General features: G+C 63.0%; 18 protein-coding genes and 3 tRNA genes. 16 read left to right on the top strand and 5 right to left on the bottom strand.

Annotated features, from left to right (window positions below):
* Positions 1-412: 412 nt before the first annotated feature.
* The 4 genes from WA904_RS10310 to apaG all read right to left on the bottom strand — a co-directional run bounded on the left by WA904_RS10310 (position 413) and on the right by apaG (position 5439).
* A complete protein-coding gene (locus tag WA904_RS10310) occupies positions 413-1570 on the bottom strand; it encodes a YbdK family carboxylate-amine ligase (protein ID WP_425197035.1) in 1158 nt (385 codons plus the stop codon).
* Complete coding sequence (locus WA904_RS10305) at positions 1563-2822, bottom strand: cation:proton antiporter (protein ID WP_425197034.1); 1260 nt, start codon at positions 2820-2822, stop codon at positions 1563-1565. Before WA904_RS10305 ends, WA904_RS10310 begins: the two co-directional genes overlap by 8 nt.
* A 202-nt stretch (positions 2823-3024) precedes the next feature.
* On the bottom strand, positions 3025-5022 hold the full coding sequence (locus tag WA904_RS10300; protein ID WP_425197033.1) for a site-specific recombinase: 1998 nt from the start codon (positions 5020-5022) through the stop codon (positions 3025-3027).
* Between the two features lie 12 nt (positions 5023-5034).
* Positions 5035-5439 (bottom strand): Co2+/Mg2+ efflux protein ApaG, encoded by a 405-nt coding sequence (apaG, locus tag WA904_RS10295; protein WP_425197036.1) that lies wholly within the window; start codon positions 5437-5439, stop codon positions 5035-5037.
* A 211-nt stretch (positions 5440-5650) separates the two neighbouring features.
* Here apaG and rpe point away from each other — a divergent pair, with 211 nt between their 5' ends.
* The 4 genes from rpe (at position 5651) to gph (ending at position 11204) form a co-directional block, all read left to right on the top strand.
* Positions 5651-6346, top strand: a complete 696-nt coding sequence (rpe, locus tag WA904_RS10290) for a ribulose-phosphate 3-epimerase (RefSeq protein WP_425197032.1) — start codon at positions 5651-5653, stop codon at positions 6344-6346.
* Between the two features lie 47 nt (positions 6347-6393).
* Positions 6394-8064 (top strand): adenylate/guanylate cyclase domain-containing protein, encoded by a 1671-nt coding sequence (locus WA904_RS10285; RefSeq protein WP_425197031.1) that lies wholly within the window; start codon positions 6394-6396, stop codon positions 8062-8064.
* A gap of 108 nt (positions 8065-8172) precedes the next feature.
* Positions 8173-10434 carry a PAS domain S-box protein gene (locus WA904_RS10280; protein ID WP_425197030.1) on the top strand — a complete coding sequence of 754 codons (2262 nt, stop codon included), beginning with the start codon at positions 8173-8175 and terminating at the stop codon, positions 10432-10434.
* Between the two features lie 5 nt (positions 10435-10439).
* Complete coding sequence (gene gph, locus WA904_RS10275) at positions 10440-11204, top strand: phosphoglycolate phosphatase (RefSeq protein WP_425197029.1); 765 nt, start codon at positions 10440-10442, stop codon at positions 11202-11204.
* 21 nt (positions 11205-11225) lie between these two features.
* Here gph and WA904_RS10270 read toward each other — a convergent pair whose 3' ends face one another.
* Positions 11226-11825, bottom strand: coding sequence for a chalcone isomerase family protein (locus WA904_RS10270; protein WP_425197028.1), 600 nt, complete (start codon positions 11823-11825; stop codon positions 11226-11228).
* Positions 11826-12291: 466 nt separating this feature from the next.
* Between WA904_RS10270 and trpE the strand changes: the two genes are divergently transcribed.
* The 12 genes from trpE to tuf all read left to right on the top strand — a co-directional run.
* A complete protein-coding gene (gene trpE, locus WA904_RS10265; protein WP_425197027.1) occupies positions 12292-13791 on the top strand; it encodes an anthranilate synthase component I in 1500 nt (499 codons plus the stop codon).
* Positions 13788-14099, top strand: a complete 312-nt coding sequence (locus WA904_RS10260) for a chorismate mutase (RefSeq protein ID WP_425197026.1) — start codon at positions 13788-13790, stop codon at positions 14097-14099. Before trpE ends, WA904_RS10260 begins: the two co-directional genes overlap by 4 nt.
* Positions 14100-14102: 3 nt before the next feature.
* A complete protein-coding gene (locus WA904_RS10255; protein ID WP_425197025.1) occupies positions 14103-14675 on the top strand; it encodes an aminodeoxychorismate/anthranilate synthase component II in 573 nt (190 codons plus the stop codon).
* 57 nt (positions 14676-14732) lie between these two features.
* Entirely contained in the window at positions 14733-15779 is a 1047-nt protein-coding gene (ltaE, locus tag WA904_RS10250; protein WP_425197024.1) for a low-specificity L-threonine aldolase, read from the top strand.
* Between the two features lie 3 nt (positions 15780-15782).
* Positions 15783-16433 (top strand): LysE family translocator, encoded by a 651-nt coding sequence (locus tag WA904_RS10245; protein ID WP_425197023.1) that lies wholly within the window; start codon positions 15783-15785, stop codon positions 16431-16433.
* 43 nt (positions 16434-16476) lie between these two features.
* Positions 16477-17520: an anthranilate phosphoribosyltransferase gene (gene trpD / locus WA904_RS10240; protein ID WP_425197022.1), complete on the top strand. Its 1044-nt coding sequence runs from the start codon at positions 16477-16479 to the stop codon at positions 17518-17520.
* A 2-nt stretch (positions 17521-17522) separates the two neighbouring features.
* Positions 17523-18323 carry an indole-3-glycerol phosphate synthase TrpC gene (gene trpC / locus WA904_RS10235; RefSeq protein WP_425197021.1) on the top strand — a complete coding sequence of 267 codons (801 nt, stop codon included), beginning with the start codon at positions 17523-17525 and terminating at the stop codon, positions 18321-18323.
* Between the two features lie 16 nt (positions 18324-18339).
* Positions 18340-19110, top strand: a complete 771-nt coding sequence (locus tag WA904_RS10230; RefSeq protein WP_425197020.1) for a uracil-DNA glycosylase — start codon at positions 18340-18342, stop codon at positions 19108-19110.
* 62 nt (positions 19111-19172) lie between these two features.
* A tRNA-Tyr gene (locus WA904_RS10225) sits at positions 19173-19258 on the top strand.
* Positions 19259-19353: 95 nt separating this feature from the next.
* Positions 19354-19427, top strand: a tRNA-Gly gene (locus tag WA904_RS10220).
* Positions 19428-19471: 44 nt separating this feature from the next.
* Positions 19472-19546 (top strand) — tRNA-Thr (locus WA904_RS10215).
* Between the two features lie 102 nt (positions 19547-19648).
* Positions 19649-20811: elongation factor Tu (tuf, locus tag WA904_RS10210; protein ID WP_425197019.1), on the top strand; the 1163-nt coding region annotated here is incomplete at its 3' end.

Raw genomic sequence — 20811 nt, 5'->3', positions numbered from 1 at the left:
CCTGTTTCCCATGTGTCCAGTCCATACACGTCGCCAAGAGAAAGTAAGTAAAGAGAAGGCGACCCGATGGTCTGGGTCCCTTCGCTTCGCTACGGGCAGTCTGCGGTGCTCGACAAAAGCGGGGTCTCGCTCGAACTCGGCTTCGCCGCAGACAATCGCGAGCCCTGATCCGCTTTTGCCTGCGCTCCTCGGCCCAGCCCGACGGGTTGGGGGGAACGAATGCAGGGAGACATGACGCGCGTTGCGCGTCATGTCGGACTCAACAGACCGACATGTTTTCACGCGAGCGCAGCACGGCCACATGAAGCTCCCCGCCATCGCCCAGCGGGGCGAGGGAGGGTCGGGGGGAGGGAGTGGGGAGTCTGTCCTACTGTCCCGAGCAAACCGTAGACGCAGCGTGATGCAGCCGCAGTTAAACCGGCAATCCCCGAAACTTCAGCGCGGCCTGGCGGATCACTTCAGCCAGCAGGTTTTCCTTGCTCTGCAACTCGCGTAGCCAGCGCGCATCATTGTTCGACAGCTCGACGCTGCTGCGCAGCAGGTGGATGCCGCTGCTGGCGCCGAGCGGGCCGGCGTGCGGGCCGATCTTGTCCATGGTCATCAGGATGTGGTCGCGCAGGGCCATGTGTTCGCCGGTGGCCGGATCCACATAAACGGCTTCCAGCCCGAAGCGGCAGGCCTGGAAACGGTTGTAGGTGTAGACCAGGTAGTCGTCTTCGGTGGGCATGAAGGGCTGGTCGTTCATGAACCATGACGCCAGCGACTGCACATAACCCGACAGTGCCGCCGCCCGTCCTATCGTCAGCGGTGTGTCGAACACGCGGATCTCGATGGTGCCGAACTCGGGCTTGGGCCGGATGTCCCAGTAAAAATCCTTCATGCTGCGGACCACGCCGGTACGCGTCATTTTCTCGAAATAAACCGTGAAGTCGTCCCAGGTCAGCGCCAGCGGCGCGCGGCCCGACAGCGGAAAGGCAAACACTGAGTTGAGCCGCGCCGAATCAAACGCGGTGTCCTGCGCCTGCACATAGGGCGAGGACGCCGACAGCGCAATGAAATGCGGGATGTAGCGCGACATGCGGTGCAGCGTCAGCAGCGCGGTGTCGGCATCGGGGCAGCCCACGTGCACGTGCTGCCCGAAAATCGTGAATTGCTTGGACAGGTAGCCGTACAGCTCGGACAGCTCGCGAAAGCGCGGCTTGTCGTAAATGCGGCGCTCGTGCCATTGCTGGAAGGGGTGCGTGCCGCCGCCCACCACCGCGATGTTGAGCTTGTCGGCGCTTTTGACGAGTGCGTCGCGGATCTGCGTGAGCTGGCCCAGCACTTCCGAGGAAGACTGGCAGACCCCGGTGGAGACCTCGATCATGCTCGAGGTCATCTCGGGCACCACACTGCCGGGCAGCGGGATCTTGCCCATCAGGCGCAGCATGTCCTCGGCATAGGGGGCCAGGTCGTAGTCATGGGTGTTGACGAGCTGCAGTTCCAGCTCGACGCCCAGCGACAGCGCGGCTGATTTCTGGAAGGGCTCGAGCCCGCTGGGGGCCGGATGAATACCAGTGTGCTTACTCACGAAGGTCTCCTGCGGTTGAATTGCTGAAGGGCCTGGGCGCCCAGGGCCTGGAGCTTTCGCCGGCACGGTGGATGGCAAAGGTGGACAGGATGGCACCCAGCACTTCCATCAGCAAAATGGCGGGCAGCGCGATGCTGGCGATGCGCGGGCCGAGCGTGGACGATGCGGCAACAAACTGGGACACCAGCAGCAGTGCGACCGAGGACATCGGCGACATGGCGCAACTGACCCACAAGGCCTGCTTCCAGCTCGCGCCGCTGCCGACATTGCCGAGCGCGACACCTGTGATTTTGGCCAGGGCGCGGGCTGCCACCAGCGCCAGCACCAGGCCGGCGACCTGGCCGCTCCAGTCGGCCTGCGCCGCAACCACGGAAACCAGCACAAACATCAGCATGGTCAGCATCGCCGAAGCCGTACCCATCTGCCGCGGCCAGGACCAGGGCCGGGGATTGAGCTGCTTGAGCATCATGCCGCCCAGCAACGCAGCCAGTGGGGCAGAGCCGCCGAAGTGGGCTGCCAGCGCCGCCCCGGCGGCAATCAGGGCCAGCAGCAGGATGGCCGTGTTTTCGCTGGTGGGGCTCATCACGCGCAAGGCCGAGCGAAGGGCCAGCGCCAGGCCGGCGCCCACGACCACCGACAAGCCCAGCACCACCGCCACCGGGTAAAGGGTGTCGGTGAGGCTTTGGTCGGCGGTGTTCATCATGCCGGCGCGTGCGCTGCAGAAGGTCAGGGCATACAGCGTGCTCAGGGTGGACAGCACCATGGCCCGCTCGGTGACGGGGCCGGAGGCGCGGGTGTCCATGATGACGCGCGACAGCACGGCCGGCGAGGCGGCCATCGCCAGCAGGGCTAGCGGTTCGGCGACGGCTTCGCGCATGCCGAGAAATGTCAGGGTCCAGTACACAAAAAAGAAAGTCAGTGCCGATTCGGCCAGACTTTGCACCAGCACCATGGGGTTGTGGCGAAACCAGCGCAGTGGAATACGGCCGCCGGCTTCAAAGAGGACCACGGCCACGCCGAGCTCCAGCAGGAACAGGCCCGTGCCCTGCAGGGGCCAGGCGGCACCGGTGAACCCGGCAAAGCCGGCGAAGGCACCGACCGCTGAATAACCGACGACCTTGGGGATGCCGGCGTAGCGCAGCACCAGGTGCCCGGTCAGGGCGGCCACGGCCAGCAGCATCGACCACTGCACGGTGGGCAGACCTGCCGAGGGCTTGATCCATTCGGCCCAGATGGCCATGACTTCATTCATGGATGAGTGTCTCCGCTGTTTAATTAATTGAAATTCATGCAGCTCCGCAGCAAGGCTTGTGCGGGTGCGCGGGTGAGGCAGGCGGTCGATGCGGCAGGGACAGCCAGGGGGCAAAGCTGGTTGAATTTACATCAATTCACGATTCGCGCCTGTAGGACAAGCACTGAGACCGCAGCGCCCGGGAGGCCTGGCAGCAGGCGCATCAGTCGGGAACGAAAAAACTCCGGGGCTTGCTGCGCCAGCGCGCCCAGATCGCCGCGCGAATGCGTGCGCGGTCCACCCCGCTGACGTTGTGCGCCTGCAGTGCCAGCCTGAACGCGAAATAAAAGCTCACGCCGAGATTGAGCGCACCGATCAGCGGAATGGCGGCGACGCACCACCAGAAGGCCGGTTGCCGCAACACCTCCCAGCCCAGCGCAGCGGCGGCAGCGGCCAGCTGGCCGGAAGACAGCGTGACATGGCGCACCTCCAGCTCGATCCCGAAAAAGCCGGTCATGGGCGGAATCAGTCCGAGCATGAACCCCAGCGCGATGTTGGAGGCAAAGCCGGAGATGTTGTCGCGCATGAAGTGGGCCCAGCGCCGGGCGCGGGGGATGCCCAGTGCCGCGGTGATGCGTGGGTTGTAGCGCATGGCCGAGGCCAGGTGATAAAGCACAAACCAGTTCTCGACCCAACCGCCGATGATGCTGGCGGCAAACAGCACCACGCCGGTGAAGGCCGCCCACAGCAGCGTGGGCCCGAGCAGGGTCAGGTCGTGCAGCACATGTTCGGCCGCTTTCGCGTCAATCATCGGGTGGCCCAGGGAGAACTGGATGGCCGCACTGATCAGCAGCACTACCGGCACCACCACCAGAACGTTGCCGAGCACGGCCGCCACCTGAGAACGCACCAGGTGGGTCACTTCAATGACGAACTCACTGACCGCTTCGCCGGTACGCAAATCCCTGAGCTTGGCGGCCATGGCCGGGGCGGTCATGGCCGGCTGTTTGGTGGCCAGCGTGAAGTGCATCAGCTGGATCAGCACAAAACTCGCGGCATACACCACGCTGGCCAGAAAGCCGCTCCAGAAGGCCGACAGTGCCAGCCCCACCACCATGAACTTGAGCAGCGTGGTGGCAGCGGTCAGGGCACCGCCCCCGGCCGCCTTGCCCAGCATGTTCATGTAGGCGGCGCGATCGCGCGTGATGTAGTGCTCGCCGGTTTCCGCGTCGCGTTCGGCCACCTTGGCTGCGAGCAGGCTGGAATTGCTGGCGATCAATGCGCGTATGCTGCGCCGCTCCCTGGCCAGCATCACCAGCCGGGCCAGCAACTGCATGGCGCTGCTGCCGGGCTTTTCAGCCAGCAGGCAGTCAAGCAGTTCGCGAATGCGCAGGATGCGTTCACGCAGCTGGCGCAGGCGAAACACCAGGCCGACCGAAATGCCATGTTCATCCAGATGGGTGTAAGCGGAGGATGCCGCACTGCGGCAGGCTTCCAGCCGGACCTTGAACCGATCCAGCGCCAGGTGCAGCGCGCCGCTGTCCGGTCCATGCGCCAGCATCGCGTCGCGTACTGCGTCGAGGTCCGATGCCAAGCCATGAAAGGGACGGGACTGCAGGGTCTGCGGGCTCATGCGCAGGCGCAGTTCGGGGGAAAAACCTGTGGCCCGAACCTGGCTGGTGCAATAAGTCAGCGCCTCCAGCAGCACGGCTTGCCAGTCCTGCAGCATCGTGCTGCCCGGACTCGGCTCCTTGTCTTCGGCTGCACCAAGGGGCGGTGCCGCGGGACTCAGCAAGGCTCCCAGCCGCGCCAGCATGGGTTCATCGAGCAGCTTGAGCCAGCGGGCGTCAAACGGCGTGGGAAACAGCAGCATGAACAATTCCGTGGCGTGGGTGGTTTCCGGTGTGCCCGGCAACAGCTTGTAGCGCAGCCGCTCGCCGAATTCGCTCAAGAAAGCCGCACGCGGCGCAAAACCAAAGTCGGCAAACAGCGGTGTGGCGTCCACCGTGTTCACCAAGGTGTTCCACCAGCGTTGCAGCTTGTCCGCAAAGCCGGGCCGGGCGTATGCCGCATCCAGAAAAAGCTGCACGCGCGACACGGCGGCCTGGGGGTTGCCGGCATCGCCGCGTATCCAGTCGAGCAAGGCGATCAGCCACAGGTGACGGCGGGCAAGCTCGGCCTGGGGTTCCAGCTGGTCCAGCAGGTCGGTCAGTCTGTGCATGGCCTCACCAGCTCAATGCAGCACCCGGCCGCCGCTGCTGCCTGGCGCGGCGGCATCCCCGGCGTCTAGGACAAACATTGGAATGGCGGCTTCGAAACGCTCACCGTCTTCGGCGACAAAAAAGTAGCTGCCATGCATGGTGCCGGTCGGGGTGCGCAGGCGTGAACCGCTGCTGTACTGGAAGGACTCGCCGGGCTTGAGCAGCGGCTGATGGCCGACCACGCCCAGGCCCTTGACTTCTTCGGTGTGTCCGCGTGAGTCGCTGATGATCCAGTGGCGCGAGATCAGCTGCGCCGCCACCTCGCCGGTGTTGGTGATCGTGACGGTGTAGGCGAAACCAAACACCTCGTCTTCGGGCGAGGATTGCTCGGGCAGGTAGTGCGGCAGGACGTCGCAGGAAAATTGGTATTTCGGCATGGCTTCAACAAGAGTGGCGATCATGTTAACCGCCTGCATAACTACACCCCCCTGAGCCGCCTTCGGAGTCTTCCCCTACAGGGGACGCCATCTGCGGCCCGGCAAAGCCGGTTCCACGCTGGCACTGGTTTGCGCATCATCTGTTGCGGGCTGGGTAGTTATCCGCACGGGGGTCATGGGCAAGGCGCGCGCTTGCTGCGACAATCCCGGGATGAGCCCAAACAAGCCACCGGTGTACCGGATTGCCCCCTCCCTTTTGTCGGCCGATTTCGCACGCCTGGGTGAAGAACTCCAGTCAGTGATTGCGGCCGGCGCCGACTGGATCCACTTTGACGTGATGGACAACCATTACGTGCCCAACCTGACTTTCGGCCCCATGATCTGCAGCGCCCTGAAGCCGCATGCCAAAAGGGCCGACGGCACGGCGGTGCCGATTGACGTGCACCTCATGGTGCAGCCGGTCGATGCGTTGGCCGCGGCCTTTGCCGATGCCGGCGCTGACCTGATCAGCTTCCACCCCGACGCCTCCGCCCACGTGCACCGCAGTGTGCAGGCCATCAAGGCCAAGGGCTGCAAGGCCGGGCTGGTGTTCAATCCGGCGGCACCGCTGGATGTGCTGGACTGGGTCATCGAGGACATCGACCTGATCCTGGTCATGAGTGTCAACCCCGGCTTTGGCGGCCAGGGCTTCATCGATTCGGCGCTGCGCAAGATAGAGCAGGCCCGAAAGCGCATCGACGCTTCGGGCAAGGACATCCGCCTGGAAGTGGACGGCGGCATCAAGCTGGAGAACATTGCACGGGTGGCCGCGGCCGGGGCCGACACCTTTGTGGCAGGCAGTGCGATTTTCGGCAAGCCGGATTACCGCTCGGTGATCGCCGGAATGCGGGCGGAACTGGCCCGATGAGGTAACGGACCAGGGCCGGACCCCTGGGTTGAACGGAAGGCCGGACCATGGATCAAGCAGGCAGACCAGAGGCAGGCGCGCTGCGGCAGACCGGCGGCGCGGATGCCCCGGCACTGCCGCAGCGGCCGCGCATCCTGGTGGTTGAAGACACCGATGACATCCGGTACCTGCTGGTGGCGCTGCTGCAGGACAGCTACGAGGTGATGGCTGCGGCGGCGGGCGAGGCCGGCCTGCAGATGGCCAGATCGGCAAAGAGGCCCGATCTCATCCTGCTCGACGTGATGATGCCGGACATGGATGGTTACGAGGTCCTGGCCGAGCTTGGGCGTGACCCGCGCACCGCCGACATTCCGGTGATTTTCCTGACGGCACTGGGCAGCGTGGATGAGGAGCGCCGGGGCCTGGATCTGGGTGCCACCGACTATGTGGCAAAACCGATCAGCCCGCCCATCCTGCTGGCACGCCTGAAACTTCACCTGGAGCGCAGCGCCAATGCCAGGCGGCTGAAAGACCTGTCCGAACAGCTTTCGCGCTACCTGGCGCCGCAGGTTTATCAGTCCCTGTTTGACGGCTCCCGGCAGGCCGAAATCCGGACCCAGCGCAAAAAACTCACAGTGTTTTTTTCCGACATCAAGAATTTCACCGAATCGACAGCGCAATGGCAGCCGGAAGAAGTGACGCTGCTGCTCAACAGCTATTTCGCGGAGATGTCGCAGATTGCCGCCGAATACGGCGCCACGCTGGACAAATTCATCGGCGATGCCATCGTGATTTTTTTCGGCGATCCGCACACGCTGGGTGTGCGCCAGGACGCGGTGCAGTGTGTCAGGATGGCCATGGCGATGCAAAAGCGCATGGGAGAGCTGCAGGTGCACTGGCGCGAAATGGGCATCAACAAGGCCTTCGAGATACGCATAGGTATCAATTCGGGGTTTTGCGATGTCGGCAATTTCGGCAGCAAACTCCGCATGGAGTACACCATCATCGGCCGCGAGGTCAATCTGGCGGCGCGGCTGGAACAGGCGGCCGAGCCGGGCGAGATCCTGATTTCCAGCGAAACCTTCGCACTGGTGCAGGGCGAGATCCGGGCCGACGCACGAGACCCGGTGCTGGCCAAGGGTTTTGCGCATCCCATCCCCGTGTATGTGGTGCACCCCGGCCATGCGGCTTCCGCCGGCGATCCGGAGGTCATTTTCTGTGACGCACCGGGCCTGCATCTCGACATCCATCCGGCCCGCCTGACCGTCACCCAGAAGGCGCAGGTCGCCGCCGAACTGCGCAAGGCGCTGGCGAGGCTGGAAGCAACCGGTGTGGCCGACCAGGCTGCCGGCCGCAGCGATGCGGCTGAAGGGGCATGGCCGGCTTTCATCAGCGGGCTGGACCTGGCCCTCGGCCTGCACCGGGCGATGGGCATGAAGCCGTTGTACCTTTCCATGCTGGGCCGTTTTCTCGAGGGCCGCAGGGACACGCCGGAGCGGATTCGCGAGGCCCTGGATGCGGGTGACCTGAAAGCCGCGGAACTGCTGGTGCACTCCCTGCGCGGTGTGGCCGGGCAGATCGGTGCGACCCAGGTGCCCGACCATGCCCAGGCGCTTGAACTGGCGATTCATGCGGGGCGGCCGCGCGCGGTTCTTGATGGCTTGCTGGGTTCGCTGGAGGCTTGCCTCGGCGAGCTGATGGCTGCGCTGGAGGCCGGGCTGCCGGGCGCCGCGTCATGACCGGAGCGTCCGATCCGGCCGGGCGGGTGTATCGTCTGTACAGGCGCGCCGGCGGACACCCGGCAGGCGCCGCTTTCCGTACCAGGCCCCGAGGATGAGCCTTACGACATGAAGATGCCCTTTCGCACCGACATCACCATTGCCCTGGGCTTGGGCGCGGCCCTGATTGTCCTGGGAACCACCCTGTCCTTCCTGGCCGTCGATGCGCTGCTGATCGACCAGCGCCACGACCCCATGACAACGGCAGTGAGCCCTCGCCAGCCTGTTGGGCTGGCGGACGCCAGGGCGGCACCCGTAGGCAGTGAAACCGGTTCCCCGCTCCAGGGGGGAAGCGAAGCGCTGGCATTGGAGCGTTCGGAGCAGCAACAACGCCGGACCGCCCTGGCCATCCGGCTGGTGATCCTGTTCAGCGGCCTGCTGTCGCTGGGCCTGCTGGGCTGGGCCATCTGGGCGGTGAGGCGGGCGCAGGCCAGGAATCGCCGCATTCAGGCAGAACTTGCCGACAGTGAAGCCATGAGCCGGGCCATCACCGAGGGGATGGCTGAAGGCGTGGTCACGGCCACCCAGGACGGCGTGATTGTGAGCGCCAACAGGGCAGCGAGGCATCTCTTCGGCTACAGGCTGAAAGACCTGCTGGGGCAGCCGGTCGCCATGCTGTTGCCGGCGCGGTACCAGATGGGGTTTTCTGCTTTTTTCGCCGCTCTGGGCGACCGCCCGCCGGGGTTCAGGGAGGCCGGCACCCCGGTCCGCGGCCAGCGCCGCGATGGCACGGAGTTTCCGGTCATGGCGTCTTTCGGGGATGTTCATGTCGGGGGCCGACGGCTTTTTACCGCCATCATTCGGGATGTCACCGAAAGCAAGCGGATTGCCGAAGCCCTGCGCGACAGCGAAGAGCAGTTGCGCCAGCTCACCGACAACGTGCCCGCCCTGATCGCCTATGTGGACAAGCAGCAGTGTTTCCAGTTTCACAACAAGGCGTATGAAGAGGCCTTTGGCCTGCCGCGCGAAAAAATCCACGGCAAGACCATGCTGGAAGTCATGGGCCCGGCGTTTTATGCGCAGGTGAGCAAACACGTGCAGGAAGCACTGGCGGGGTATGCGGTGCGTTATGAACGCGAGCAGGTCACAGCGAGCGGCGAGCGGCGTGAATATGTGATGAGCTACTTCCCGCGCTACGGCGAGGACGACGACCACGACAAGGTCATCGGTTTCTTCTCGCTCGGCACCGATGTCACCGAACTCAAGCGCATCGACCGCATGAAGAGCGAGTTTGTATCGACCGTCAGCCACGAGCTGCGCACACCCCTGACGTCCATACGCGGCTCACTGGGGCTGGTGTCGGGTGGTGTTGCCGGCGCGCTGCCGGACCGGGCCAGGACTCTGGTGGAGATCGCCAAAAACAACTGTGAACGGCTGATTCGCCTGATCAACGATATTCTCGACAGCGAAAAAATCGAGTCCGGCAAGATGCCTTTCGATCTGCAGCCGCAGGAAATGCGGCCCCTGCTGGAGCGGGCACTGGCTGACAACGAGGGCTTGGCCGCGCAGCGCAAGGTCAAGCTGGCCCTGCATGCTCCCAAGCAGCCCCTGCGGGCCTGTGTGGACAACGACCGCCTGCTCCAGGTGATGGCCAACCTGCTGTCCAATGCCATCAAGTATTCCCCGGCTGAAGGCAAGGTGCTGGTATTGCTGGGTCGGCACGCGGGCCGTGTACGTGTGGAGGTCAGCGACAGCGGGCCGGGTATCCCCGAAGAATTCCGCCAGCGTATTTTCCAGAAGTTCTCGCAGGCGGACTCGTCCGATACGCGCCAGAAAGGCGGAACGGGCCTGGGTCTGAATATTGCCAAGGCCATGCTCGAACGCATGGATGGAAACATCGGCTTCACGTCCACGGTCGATGCCGGAACCACTTTCTTTTTTGAACTGCCGGAATGGCTGGAGGCGCCCCCGGTGACGGCGCCCATGAGTCTTTATGGCTTTGATCGGCCGCGCATTCTGGTGTGTGAAGACGACCCGGATGTGGCACAACTGATAGGCATGATGCTGGACAAGGCAGGCTTTGATGCGGACATGGCCCACACCGCGGCGCAAGCCCGCGATTACCTCAAGATGGAAACCTATGTGGCGATGACCGTTGACCTCAAGCTGCCTTATGAGAACGGCCTGGCGCTGATACGGGGGCTGCGCGAGGACCCGCGCACTGCGGACCTTCCCGTGGTGGTCCTGTCGGTGACCGCTGCGGAGGCCAGGCTGCATGCCGGCTCCACGCTCGAAGTTTCGGACTGGCTTGAAAAGCCGATTGATGAGCAACGCCTGCTCAACAGCGTGCAGCTGGCCATCCACAGCAGACGTGCCGGCAGGAAGGAGTGAGCGGTTTGACGATTGACAGAGCTTCTCGGGCAGAGGACCGGTTCGACGCGGCGATCATCGACCTGGACGGCACTCTGGTAGACACACTGGGCGACTTTGTCGTGGCGCTGAACCTGATGCTGGCCGATCTGTCGCTGCCCCGGGTCGGGAAGGCCGTGGTCGGGCGGCTTGTGGGCAAAGGCTCTGAACACCTGATCCGGTCCGTCCTGGATCATGTATTAAAAGTACCTCCAGCCCTTATGGGGCGGGCGCCAGCAGCTATCAATATGGAAGCGGATGTGGCACGACTTTTTCCCGAAGCCTGGGCCAGCTACCAGCGCCATTACCAGGCGGTGAACGGCCAGCATGCCCCTGTCTACCCGGGTGCGCTGCAAGGGCTGGCGCTGCTGCGAGGCCAGGGCCTGAAGCTGGCTTGCCTGACCAACAAGCCGACGGGGTTTGCCGTGCCCTTGTTGCGGGCCAAGGGGCTGGACGTTTTCTTCAGTCAGGTGTTCGGGGGGGACGCCTTCGAACGGAAAAAGCCAGACCCCCTGCCGCTGCTCAAGACCTGCGAGGCACTGGGAAGCCAGCCCGCCCGGACCCTGATGATCGGCGACTCCAGCAACGACGCCCGGGCCGCGCGGGCCGCAGGGTGCCCGGTGCTGCTGGTGACTTACGGCTACAACCACGGCGAACCTGTCCGCGGCGTGAATGCGGACGGTTTTGTCGATAGCCTGGCGGCCGTTGACCTGGACAGCCTGAAAACAAAAACGGGGCTTGCGCCCCGTTAAAGATCATTGCCGGCCCTGGGCTCAGGCAGGTTTTCCCAGCAGGGCATCCTTGAGTTTCCAGTCAGCGGGGACGGGGCCGAGCCAGATACGCATCAACGCGTTGAAAAATTCCGGTTCCTTGAAGGGCTCGTTGTGCTGCGGGCACTTGTTGGGTGTATTGACGGTAAGGACCGTGCCGGTTCCGGGCAGCCAGTCAATGGTGAAGTTGTCGCCAGCCGCAAGTTTTTTGCAATTGGAAAAAATCTCGCTCATGCGGATCAAACCCGGAACCAGGCGTGACATTTCGCTTTTCGGGGCGTTATCCTGCACGCTGCGTGTGAACAGCTTGCCCAATTCATTGGAATCAATTTCACGCAGCATGGTGATGGTGATGCGTTTGGGGCCTGATACGCTCAGAGCTTCTTCGGGCGTATCGGATTTCTTGGGCAGGTACAAACCGGCGGCATACACCTTGAACACGGCCTTGTAACGCACGCCGGCGCCGTTGAGCACCAGTTTGCTGCCGCGCAGGTCGATCTGGTCTTCCATCTTGACGCCTGCGATGTCAACAGTCGCCGCCGCGGCGCCGAAGGCCAGCAAAAGCGCCATCGTGCCCGCCAGGCATTGCTTTACCAAAGTCATTAGAGCCCCTAAAAAAGAACGGTCGTTCGCTAAGTATTCTGGTACCCGGCCAGGCCTCTGGCAACAGGGTTTCCGAGATGAGTGTTACTACTAGTTACATTGTCTGGCGGCTGTGAAGTGCCCGGTTGTCCTTTGCTGACGCGGTGAATATGCTCTCTGTGATCTTCGTTTATCGATTTGGTTTCAAGTCGTTCTTTACTTTGCCTTTTTGGAGCGAATGGCTTTGCTACACTCGGGCTTCCATGTTCATTCATCGCATCATTCAGACGGGTAGCAGCTACCGGGGAGCCTGGCCCTGGCGGGCCTGACAGCTCTCGCATGCTGAGGCTCCAGCCTCGCTGTTGTGCAAGCCTGTTTTGATGCGCTCTTGCCCCGGGCAACGAGCATTCCGGCCCCGGCTTTCGGGGCGTGCTGAATGATGGTGGCCACACCGGCGCGTGTGGACCCACCGGTGAAGGAACCTGCCGTGATCTCTGAACTTGAATTCAAAAGCCTTGCCCAGCAGGGCTACAACCGCATCCCGCTGATGGCGGAGGCGTTTGCCGACCTCGAAACCCCGCTTTCCCTCTACCTCAAACTTGCGCATTCCAGGGACGGAGGCAAATTCAGCTTCCTGCTGGAGTCCGTGGTCGGTGGCGAGCGGTTTGGCCGCTATAGCTTCATTGGCCTGCCTGCGCGCACGCTGGTGCGGGCCAGTGGCTTTGGCGCCCAAGCCCTGACCGAGGTGGTCCGGGATGGCCAGGTCATCGAGACCTCGAAAGCCAACCCGCTCGACTTCATCAGTGACTACCAGAAGCGTTTCAAGGTGGCCCTGCGGCCCGGCCTGCCGCGTTTTTGCGGCGGACTGGCTGGCTATTTTGGCTACGACACCGTCCGCTACATCGAGAAAAAACTTGAGACCTCCTGCCCGCCCGACACGCTCGGTTGCCCGGACATCCTGTTGCTGCAATGCGAGGAACTGGCCGTCATCGACAACCTCTCGGGCAAGCTTTACCTGATTGTGTATGCCGACCCGGCCCAGCCCGAGGCCTTCGCCAATGCCAAGAAGCGCCTGCGCGAACTGAAAGAGCAGCTCAAGTACTCGGTCAGTGCCCCGGTGGTCAAGCCGACCCAGAGCTACCCGGCCGAGCGCGATTTTGCGAAAGCCGACTACCTCGCTGCCGTCGAGCGGGCCAAGCGGCTGATCGAGGCAGGCGATTTCATGCAGGTCCAGGTGGGCCAGCGCATCAAGAAGCGTTACACCGAGTCGCCGCTGTCGCTGTACCGCGCACTGCGCTCGCTCAACCCCAGCCCCTACATGTATTACTACCACTTCGGTGATTTCCACGTGGTGGGCGCGTCGCCGGAAATTCTGGTGCGCCAGGAGAAGACGGACGAAGGGCAAAAAATCACGATCCGCCCACTGGCTGGCACGCGGCCGCGGGCTGCATCGCCCGAGGCCGACAAGGCCGTCGAGCAGGAACTGATCAGCGACCCCAAAGAGCGCGCCGAACATGTGATGTTGATTGACCTGGCGCGCAACGACATCGGCCGCATCGCGAAAACCGGCACGGTGAAAGTGACCGAGGCGTTTTCGGTCGAGCGCTACAGCCATGTGATGCACATCGTCAGCAATGTCGAGGGCGTGTTGCTCGACGGCATGACCAGCATGGACGTGCTGAAAGCCACCTTCCCGGCCGGCACGCTGACAGGCGCGCCCAAGGTGCATGCCATGGAGCTGATTGACCAGCTCGAGCCGACCAAACGCGGCCTGTACGGCGGCGCCTGCGGCTACCTGAGTTACGCCGGCGACATGGACGTCGCGATCGCCATCCGTACCGGCGTGATCAAAGACCAGATGCTTTATGTGCAGGCGGCGGCCGGCGTGGTGGCCGATTCGGTGGCCGAGCTGGAGTGGAAAGAAACCGAGGCCAAGGCGCGTGCCTTGCTGCGGGCTTCCGAACTGGTCGAGGAGGGCCTGGAATGAACACGCCTACCATCAAGCATTGCGGAACCATGGCCGATGTGCGTCGGCATATCGATGCCCTGGACGATCGCATCGTGGCCCTGCTGGGCGAACGCGGCGGCTACGTGGCCCAGGCCGCGCGCATCAAGCAGCGCGCCGACCAGATTCTGGATACGGCGCGTATTGAATACATCATCGACCGTGTGCGGGGACAGGCGCGCGAGGCGGGGGCTTCGGAAGCTGTCATGGAAGCCACTTACCGCGCCATGATCGACGCGTTCATCGAGTTTGAGCGCAGTGAGTTCAAACGCCTGAAAGAGGAGGCCTGAGTCATGAAGCTGCTGATGATCGACAACTACGACTCTTTCACCTACAACATCGTCCAGTACTTCGGCGAGCTGGGCGCGCAGGTCGAGGTGTTCCGCAATGACGAAATCACCGTGGAAGGCATTGCCGAACGCGCGCCGGATCTGCTGGTGGTCTCGCCCGGGCCCTGTTCGCCGGCGGTAGCCGGCATCTCGGTGGCTGCTATCAAGCATTTCGCCGGCAAGCTGCCTATCCTGGGGGTTTGCCTCGGCCACCAGGCAGTGGGCGCTGCCTTTGGCGGAAAAATCATTCGCGCGCAGCAGCTGATGCACGGCAAAACCAGCGTGATCAGCACCACGCAGGAAGGCGTGTTTGCCGACCTGCCGAAGCAGTTCACGGTCAACCGTTACCACTCGCTGGCCATCGAGCGCGCCTCCTGTCCCGAGGTACTGGCGGTGACGGCCTGGACCGATGACGGCGAAATCATGGGTGTGCGTCACAAGGAGCTGCCGATCCAGGGCGTGCAGTTCCATCCCGAATCCATCCTCACCGAGCATGGCCATGCCATGCTGAAGAACTTCATAGAGCAGAAGGCGTGATAGGCGCTATTATTTTTATAGCTGCTTGCGCCCGTCTTCATTGGGCTGGAGGCCAAAATGACTGTTGATCTGCGCAGTGACACCGTCACGCAGCCGACTGCCGCCATGCGTGCTGCCATGCAAGCGGCGCCCTTGGGCGACGACGTTTTTGCTGACGACCCCAGCGTCAACGCGCTGCAGGAAAAAATCGCCGGCCTGCTCGGCTTCGAAGCCGCCCTGTTTGTGCCCACCGGTACCCAGAGCAATCTGTGCGCGATTCTCAGTCATTGCCAGCGCGGCGACGAATACATCGTGGGGCAGATGGCGCACTGCTATCGCTGGGAAGGTGGTGGCGCAGCGGTGTTCGGCAGCGTGCAGCCGCAGCCCCTGAACCACCAGTCCGACGGTACCCTGGCCCTGGCTGATATCGAAGCAGCCATCAAGCCCGATGACGCGCACTTCGCGCACACGCGATTGCTCGCGCTGGAAAATACGCTGGGCGGCAAGCTGCTGCCTTTCGAGTATGTGCAACAAGCCACGGCGATCGCGAAGAGTCGGGGCCTGAGTCGCCATCTCGATGGAGCGCGCCTTTTCAATGCAGCTGTGGCGCAGGCCGCGCAAACGGGCAGCAATCCGCTGGCCGAGGCGCGGCGCATTGCGCAATGTTTTGACAGCGTCTCGGTGTGTTTCAGCAAAGGACTGGGTGCCCCGGTGGGGTCCGCCTTGTGCGGCTCGCGCGAGTTCATCGCCCGGGCGCACCGCATCCGCAAGATGGCCGGCGGCGGCATGCGCCAGGCCGGCATGCTGGCGGCCGCGGCGTCGCATGCGCTGGACCACCATGTAGGGCGGCTGGCCCAGGACCATGCGCTGGGCCAACACCTGGCCGACGGGCTGGCCGGTATTGAGGGTCTGCAGGTGGAGGCGCCGCAGACCAATATCGTGTTTGTGGATTTGACGGGCGCGGCCAGGGAACAGTCCGCCGCCTTGCTCAAGCACCTGGCAGGGCAGGGTGTTCAGGCCACCGGCCTTTACCGCCTGCGTTTTGTCACCCATCTGGACGTGGACATCGCCGGCGTGGACCAGGCTGTGGCTGCGATCCGTCAATTTTTCAACGCAGGGAAGTGAGCCATGCCTGACTTTCAACACCTGTTGCTTTTCATCGCGGCCGGCTGGCTGCTCAACCTGACGCCCGGCCCTGATGTGCTGTACATCGTGACCCATTCCCTGCGCTCGGGCGCGCGTGCCGGCATCATTGCCGGGCTGGGCATCACGACCGGTTGTTTCGTTCACATCTTCGCGGCCGCCGTCGGCGTCAGCGCCTTGCTGGCCACTTCCGCCATGGCCTTCACCGTACTCAAATGGATGGGTGCGGCCTACCTCCTGTGGGTAGGCACCAAGATCCTGTTTTCCAGGCGCCTGCAGGCCACCACCGACCTGAGGGCCGTGGCCGCCAGCGAGCCGCAGCGCCCGCTGAAGGCGATCTTCATCGGCGGTTTTTGGACCAATGTGCTCAATCCCAAGGTGGCGATCTTCTTTCTGGCGTTTGTGCCGCAGTTCATCGCGCCCGACGCCGCCAGCCCGGCCCTGGCTTTTGCGATGCTGGGCGTGCTGTTCAATCTGAACGCCATTCCTGTCAATACCGGCTGGGCGCTGCTTGCCGCGTGGATGGCCAGGCGCGATGCGGTGCAGCGCGGCATGCACTGGTTGGACCGCGCCGCCGGTGTGATGTTCATCGGCTTTGGCGTCAAATTGGCCCTGACCGACCATCCGGCCAACTGACACAGACATTTTTCAGCCAGAAACAACAGAAGCGAGACGCGTCATGCCCCACACCCACAAAATCACCCCGCAGGAAGCCCTGCAGCGCACCATCGAGCACCGCGAAATTTTCCATGACGAGATGCTGCACGTCATGCGGATGATCATGAGCGGAGAAATGTCCCCGGTCATGATGGCTGCGCTGATCACCGGCCTGCGCGTCAAGAAGGAAACCATTGGCGAGATCACCGCGGCTGCCCAGGTGATGCGCGAGTTCTCGACCAAGGTCCATGTGGCCGACAAGACCCACCTGGTGGACATCGTCGGCACCGGTGGCGACGGTTCGCACACCTTCAACATTTCCACCTGCTCGATGTTTGTTGCCGCCGCGGCCGGCGCCAAGGTCAGCAAACACGGTGGGCGCAGCGTCAGCAGCAAGTCCGGCAGCGCCGACGTGCTCGAAGCCCTGGGCATCAACATCAACCTGCAGCCCGATGCCATCGCAAAATGCATCGAGGAGGTCGGTGTTGGTTTCATGTTTGCCCCCAACCACCACCCCGCCATGAAAAACGTGGCGCCGGTGCGCAGGGAGCTCGGCGTGCGAACCATCTTCAACATCCTCGGGCCGCTCACGAACCCGGCCAGTGCGCCCAACATCCTGATGGGCGTGTTTCACCCCGACTTGGTCGGTATCCAGGTGCGTGCGCTGCAGCGTCTGGGCGCCGAACATGCGCTGGTGGTCTACGGCAAGGACGGCATGGACGAGGTCAGCTTGGGCGCAGCCACTGTTGTGGGTGAACTCAAGAATGGCGAGATCACGGAATACGAAATTCACCCCGAGGATTTTGGCGTGGCCATGGCCAGCAATCGGGCGCTGCGCGTGGAGACGCCCGAACAGTCCATGAAGATGCTCAGGGGCGTGCTCGACAAGGAGCCGGGCGCAGCGCGCGATATCGTCGTCCTGAATGCGGGCGCCGCGCTGTATGCGGCCAACGTGGCTGACTCCTTGAAGGCCGGCATTGAGCTGGCCCGCAAGGCCATTGACTCCGGCGCCGCCAAAGGCAAACTGGAACAGCTTGTTTCCACCTCCAAAACCCTGGCAGCCTGACCATGTCCGACATCCTGAACAAGATCGTGGCCGTCAAGCGACAGGAAGTGGCCGCAGCCATCAAGCGCAAACCGCTTGAGGCGATGCGGTTTGACGCCGAGTCGCGCGTGCTGACGCGTGATTTCGCCGGTGCCTTGCGCGCCAAAATTGCCGCCGGCAAACCCGCCGTGATCGCCGAAATCAAAAAGGCCAGCCCGTCCAAAGGCGTGTTGCGGGCCGATTTCATTCCAGCCGATATCGCCCAAAGCTATGCAGAGTGTGGTGCAACGTGTTTGTCGGTGCTCACTGACAAGGAGTTTTTCCAGGGCAATACCGACTACCTCAAGCAGGCCAGGGCGTCCTGTAGCCTGCCGGTATTGCGCAAGGATTTCATCGTCGATCCTTACCAGGTCTACGAATCGCGTGTCATGGGGGCCGACTGCATCCTGCTGATTGCCGCCTGCCTGGACGATACGCAGATGAAGACGCTGGAAGCTTTGGCCTTCTCGCTGGACATGGCGGTGCTGGTGGAAGTGCATGACCGCGCCGAGCTGGACCGTGCGCTCAAGCTCAAAACCTCGCTGGTTGGCATCAACAACCGCAATCTTCAGACTTTCGAGGTGTCGCTGGACACCACGCTGACCTTGCTGAAGCACGTGCCCGCCGACCGGCTGCTGGTGACCGAGTCGGGTGTGTCGACGGCGGCCGACGTGGCGCGTTTGCGTGAGGCCCAGGTCCACGCCTTTTTGGTTGGCGAAGCCTTCATGCGGGCCGAGGACCCGGGTGTGGCCCTCGCGGCCCTTTTTCCTGATGCTACTGATTAGATAGCTGTTTGCGCCCATGCCTAAAGGACCACAGGCCGATTTGGCCTTTGAAAACCCGCCGAAACCGGTGTCTGAGGGCGCAGGCCATGGCCCGCACCTGACCCGCTGGAGCCCGCCGGACTGGCCGGTGGAGGCCGATTGGGCGCCCGAGATCGAACATTTCCTGGCCAGCAGCACGGGCCGGCAGCTGGGTGCGTTTATCAAACAGCGGCTCGCGGCAGGCGCCGTTATTTATCCCCCTCAGCCATTTCGGACGCTCGAGCTGACGCCGCTGGCTGCTGTGGAGGTCGTTATCCTCGGGCAGGACCCCTACCATGGCCCCGGCCAGGCGCAGGGTTTGGCTTTTTCCGTGCCTGACGGCGTCAAGCCGCCGCCCAGCTTGCGCAATATCTTCAAGGAGCTGGCACGCGACCCCCGTGTGCACCCCGAGGTCCATCCCGGCGGCTCCCTGGAGCGCTGGGCCAGCCAAGGGGTGCTGCTGCTCAACACCAGCCTGACGGTAGAAGAAGGGCAGGCCGCCAGCCATGCCCGGCAGGGCTGGGAAACCCTCACCGACCAGCTGATCAGCGCGGTATCGGCGAAGCGCGAGCCGGTGGTGTTCATGCTTTGGGGTGCCCATGCCCAGGGAAAACGGGCGCTCATCCAGCCGCGCCACCTGGTGTTGACCGCCAATCACCCCTCGCCCCTGTCGGCTTTGCGGCCCCCGCAGCCCTTCATCGGCTGCGGGCATTTCAGCGCCGCCAATGACTTTCTTCAGGACCGTGGCCGACGCACTGTCAGGTGGTAAGCAGTTGTCGTTGCGGATTGCCAGTCGTTAAATATCCATGGCATAATCTGAGGTTCGCCAAAGGAGAGGTGGCCGAGTGGTTAATGGCAGCAGACTGTAAATCTGCCCTCTAACGAGTACGCTGGTTCGAATCCAGCCCTCTCCACCAGCGATAAATTGATTTTTACAGGCATGGCCTGGACAGTTGGGATGCCGTGTTTCGGAGTTGTTTTATAGCGTAAGAGCGTAATAAAGGCGGCCGATGCGGGAGTAGTTCAATGGTAGAACCCTAGCCTTCCAAGCTAATGACGCGGGTTCGATTCCCGTCTCCCGCTCCATAAAAACAAGCGCTGGTTGTATTTGGTAGTCAGTTTTGAATTCGGCCCATTTGGCTCAGTGGCAGAGCACTCCCTTGGTAAGGGAGAGGTCCCGGGTCCGATTCCCGGAATGGGCACCATTTCAGTGATGCAGGTCGGCGTCAGCGTCGATTTGGCTGGTGTGGTAGTGGTGGTGTGACAAATTTCGTAAGTAAATCCTTCAGGTATTTGGAGTCGAAAAAATGGCAAAAGGCAAATTTGAGCGGACCAAACCGCACGTCAACGTAGGCACGATCGGGCACGTTGACCATGGCAAGACCACGCTGACGGCGGCGATCACGACCGTGCTCGCAGCCAAGTTCGGCGGCGAAGCCAAAGGCTACGACCAAATTGACGCGGCCCCCGAAGAAAAGGCCCGCGGCATCACCATCAACACCGCCCACGTGGAATACGAAACGGCCAACCGCCACTACGCCCACGTCGACTGCCCCGGCCACGCCGATTATGTGAAAAACATGATCACCGGCGCCGCCCAGATGGACGGCGCCATTCTGGTGTGCTCGGCCGCTGACGGCCCCATGCCCCAGACCCGCGAGCACATCCTGCTGGCCCGTCAGGTCGGCGTGCCCTACATCATCGTGTTTTTGAACAAATGCGACATGGTCGACGACGCCGAGCTGCTCGAACTCGTTGAAATGGAAGTGCGCGAGCTCCTCGACAAATACGACTTCCCCGGCGACAAGACCCCCATCATCCACGGCAGCGCCAAGCTCGCCATGGAAGGCGACAAGGGCCCCCTGGGCGAGCAAGCCATCATGAAGCTGGCCGACGCACTGGACACCTACATCCCCCTGCCAGAGCGCGCCGTGGACGGCGCCTTCCTGATGCCCGTCGAAGACGTCTTCTCCATCTCCGGCCGCGGCACCGTCGTGACCGGCCGTGTCGAGCGCGGCGTGATCAAGGTCGGCGAGGAAATCGAGATTGTCGGTATCGCCGATACGCAAAAGACCATCTGCACTGGCGTGGAAATGTTCAGGAAGCTGCTCGACCAGGGTCAGGCCGGCGACAACGTCGGTATCCTGCTGCGCGGCACCAAGCGTGAAGACGTCCAGCGCGGTCAAGTCCTGTGCAAGCCAGGCTCGATCAAGCCGCACACCCACTTCACTGGCGAGATCTATGTCTTGTCCAAGGACGAAGGCGGGCGCCACACGCCTTTCTTCAACAACTACCGTCCCCAGTTCTACTTCCGCACGACGGACGTGACCGGTGCGATCGAGTTGCCAGAAGGCAAGGAAATGGTCATGCCAGGCGACAACGTGTCGATCACCGTCAAGCTGATCAACCCGATCGCCATGGAAGAAGGCCTGCGTTTTGCCATCCGCGAGGGCGGCAAGACCGTCGGCGC

This window comes from Polaromonas sp. (assembly GCF_049790275.1).
GTDB lineage: Bacteria > Pseudomonadota > Gammaproteobacteria > Burkholderiales > Burkholderiaceae_C > Polaromonas.
Note: the sequence above shows the minus strand (reverse complement) of the source record. Positions and strands in the feature narration are given on the sequence as shown.

What these genes read in the sequence shown, in the direction of transcription:
- WA904_RS10245 (WP_425197023.1), top strand. Translation starts at nt 15,783, where the DNA reads ATGCCTGACTTTCAACACCTGTTGCTTTTCATCGCGGCCGGCTGGCTG.
- rpe (WP_425197032.1), top strand. Translation starts at nt 5,651, where the DNA reads ATGAGCCCAAACAAGCCACCGGTGTACCGGATTGCCCCCTCCCTTTTG.
- WA904_RS10300 (WP_425197033.1), bottom strand. Translation starts at nt 5,022, where the DNA reads ATGCACAGACTGACCGACCTGCTGGACCAGCTGGAACCCCAGGCCGAG.
- WA904_RS10255 (WP_425197025.1), top strand. Translation starts at nt 14,103, where the DNA reads ATGAAGCTGCTGATGATCGACAACTACGACTCTTTCACCTACAACATC.
- WA904_RS10285 (WP_425197031.1), top strand. Translation starts at nt 6,394, where the DNA reads ATGGATCAAGCAGGCAGACCAGAGGCAGGCGCGCTGCGGCAGACCGGC.
- trpD (WP_425197022.1), top strand. Translation starts at nt 16,477, where the DNA reads ATGCCCCACACCCACAAAATCACCCCGCAGGAAGCCCTGCAGCGCACC.
- WA904_RS10230 (WP_425197020.1), top strand. Translation starts at nt 18,340, where the DNA reads ATGCCTAAAGGACCACAGGCCGATTTGGCCTTTGAAAACCCGCCGAAA.
- WA904_RS10305 (WP_425197034.1), bottom strand. Translation starts at nt 2,822, where the DNA reads ATGAATGAAGTCATGGCCATCTGGGCCGAATGGATCAAGCCCTCGGCA.
- WA904_RS10280 (WP_425197030.1), top strand. Translation starts at nt 8,173, where the DNA reads ATGAAGATGCCCTTTCGCACCGACATCACCATTGCCCTGGGCTTGGGC.
- apaG (WP_425197036.1), bottom strand. Translation starts at nt 5,439, where the DNA reads ATGCCGAAATACCAATTTTCCTGCGACGTCCTGCCGCACTACCTGCCC.
- WA904_RS10270 (WP_425197028.1), bottom strand. Translation starts at nt 11,825, where the DNA reads ATGACTTTGGTAAAGCAATGCCTGGCGGGCACGATGGCGCTTTTGCTG.
- WA904_RS10260 (WP_425197026.1), top strand. Translation starts at nt 13,788, where the DNA reads ATGAACACGCCTACCATCAAGCATTGCGGAACCATGGCCGATGTGCGT.
- trpC (WP_425197021.1), top strand. Translation starts at nt 17,523, where the DNA reads ATGTCCGACATCCTGAACAAGATCGTGGCCGTCAAGCGACAGGAAGTG.
- ltaE (WP_425197024.1), top strand. Translation starts at nt 14,733, where the DNA reads ATGACTGTTGATCTGCGCAGTGACACCGTCACGCAGCCGACTGCCGCC.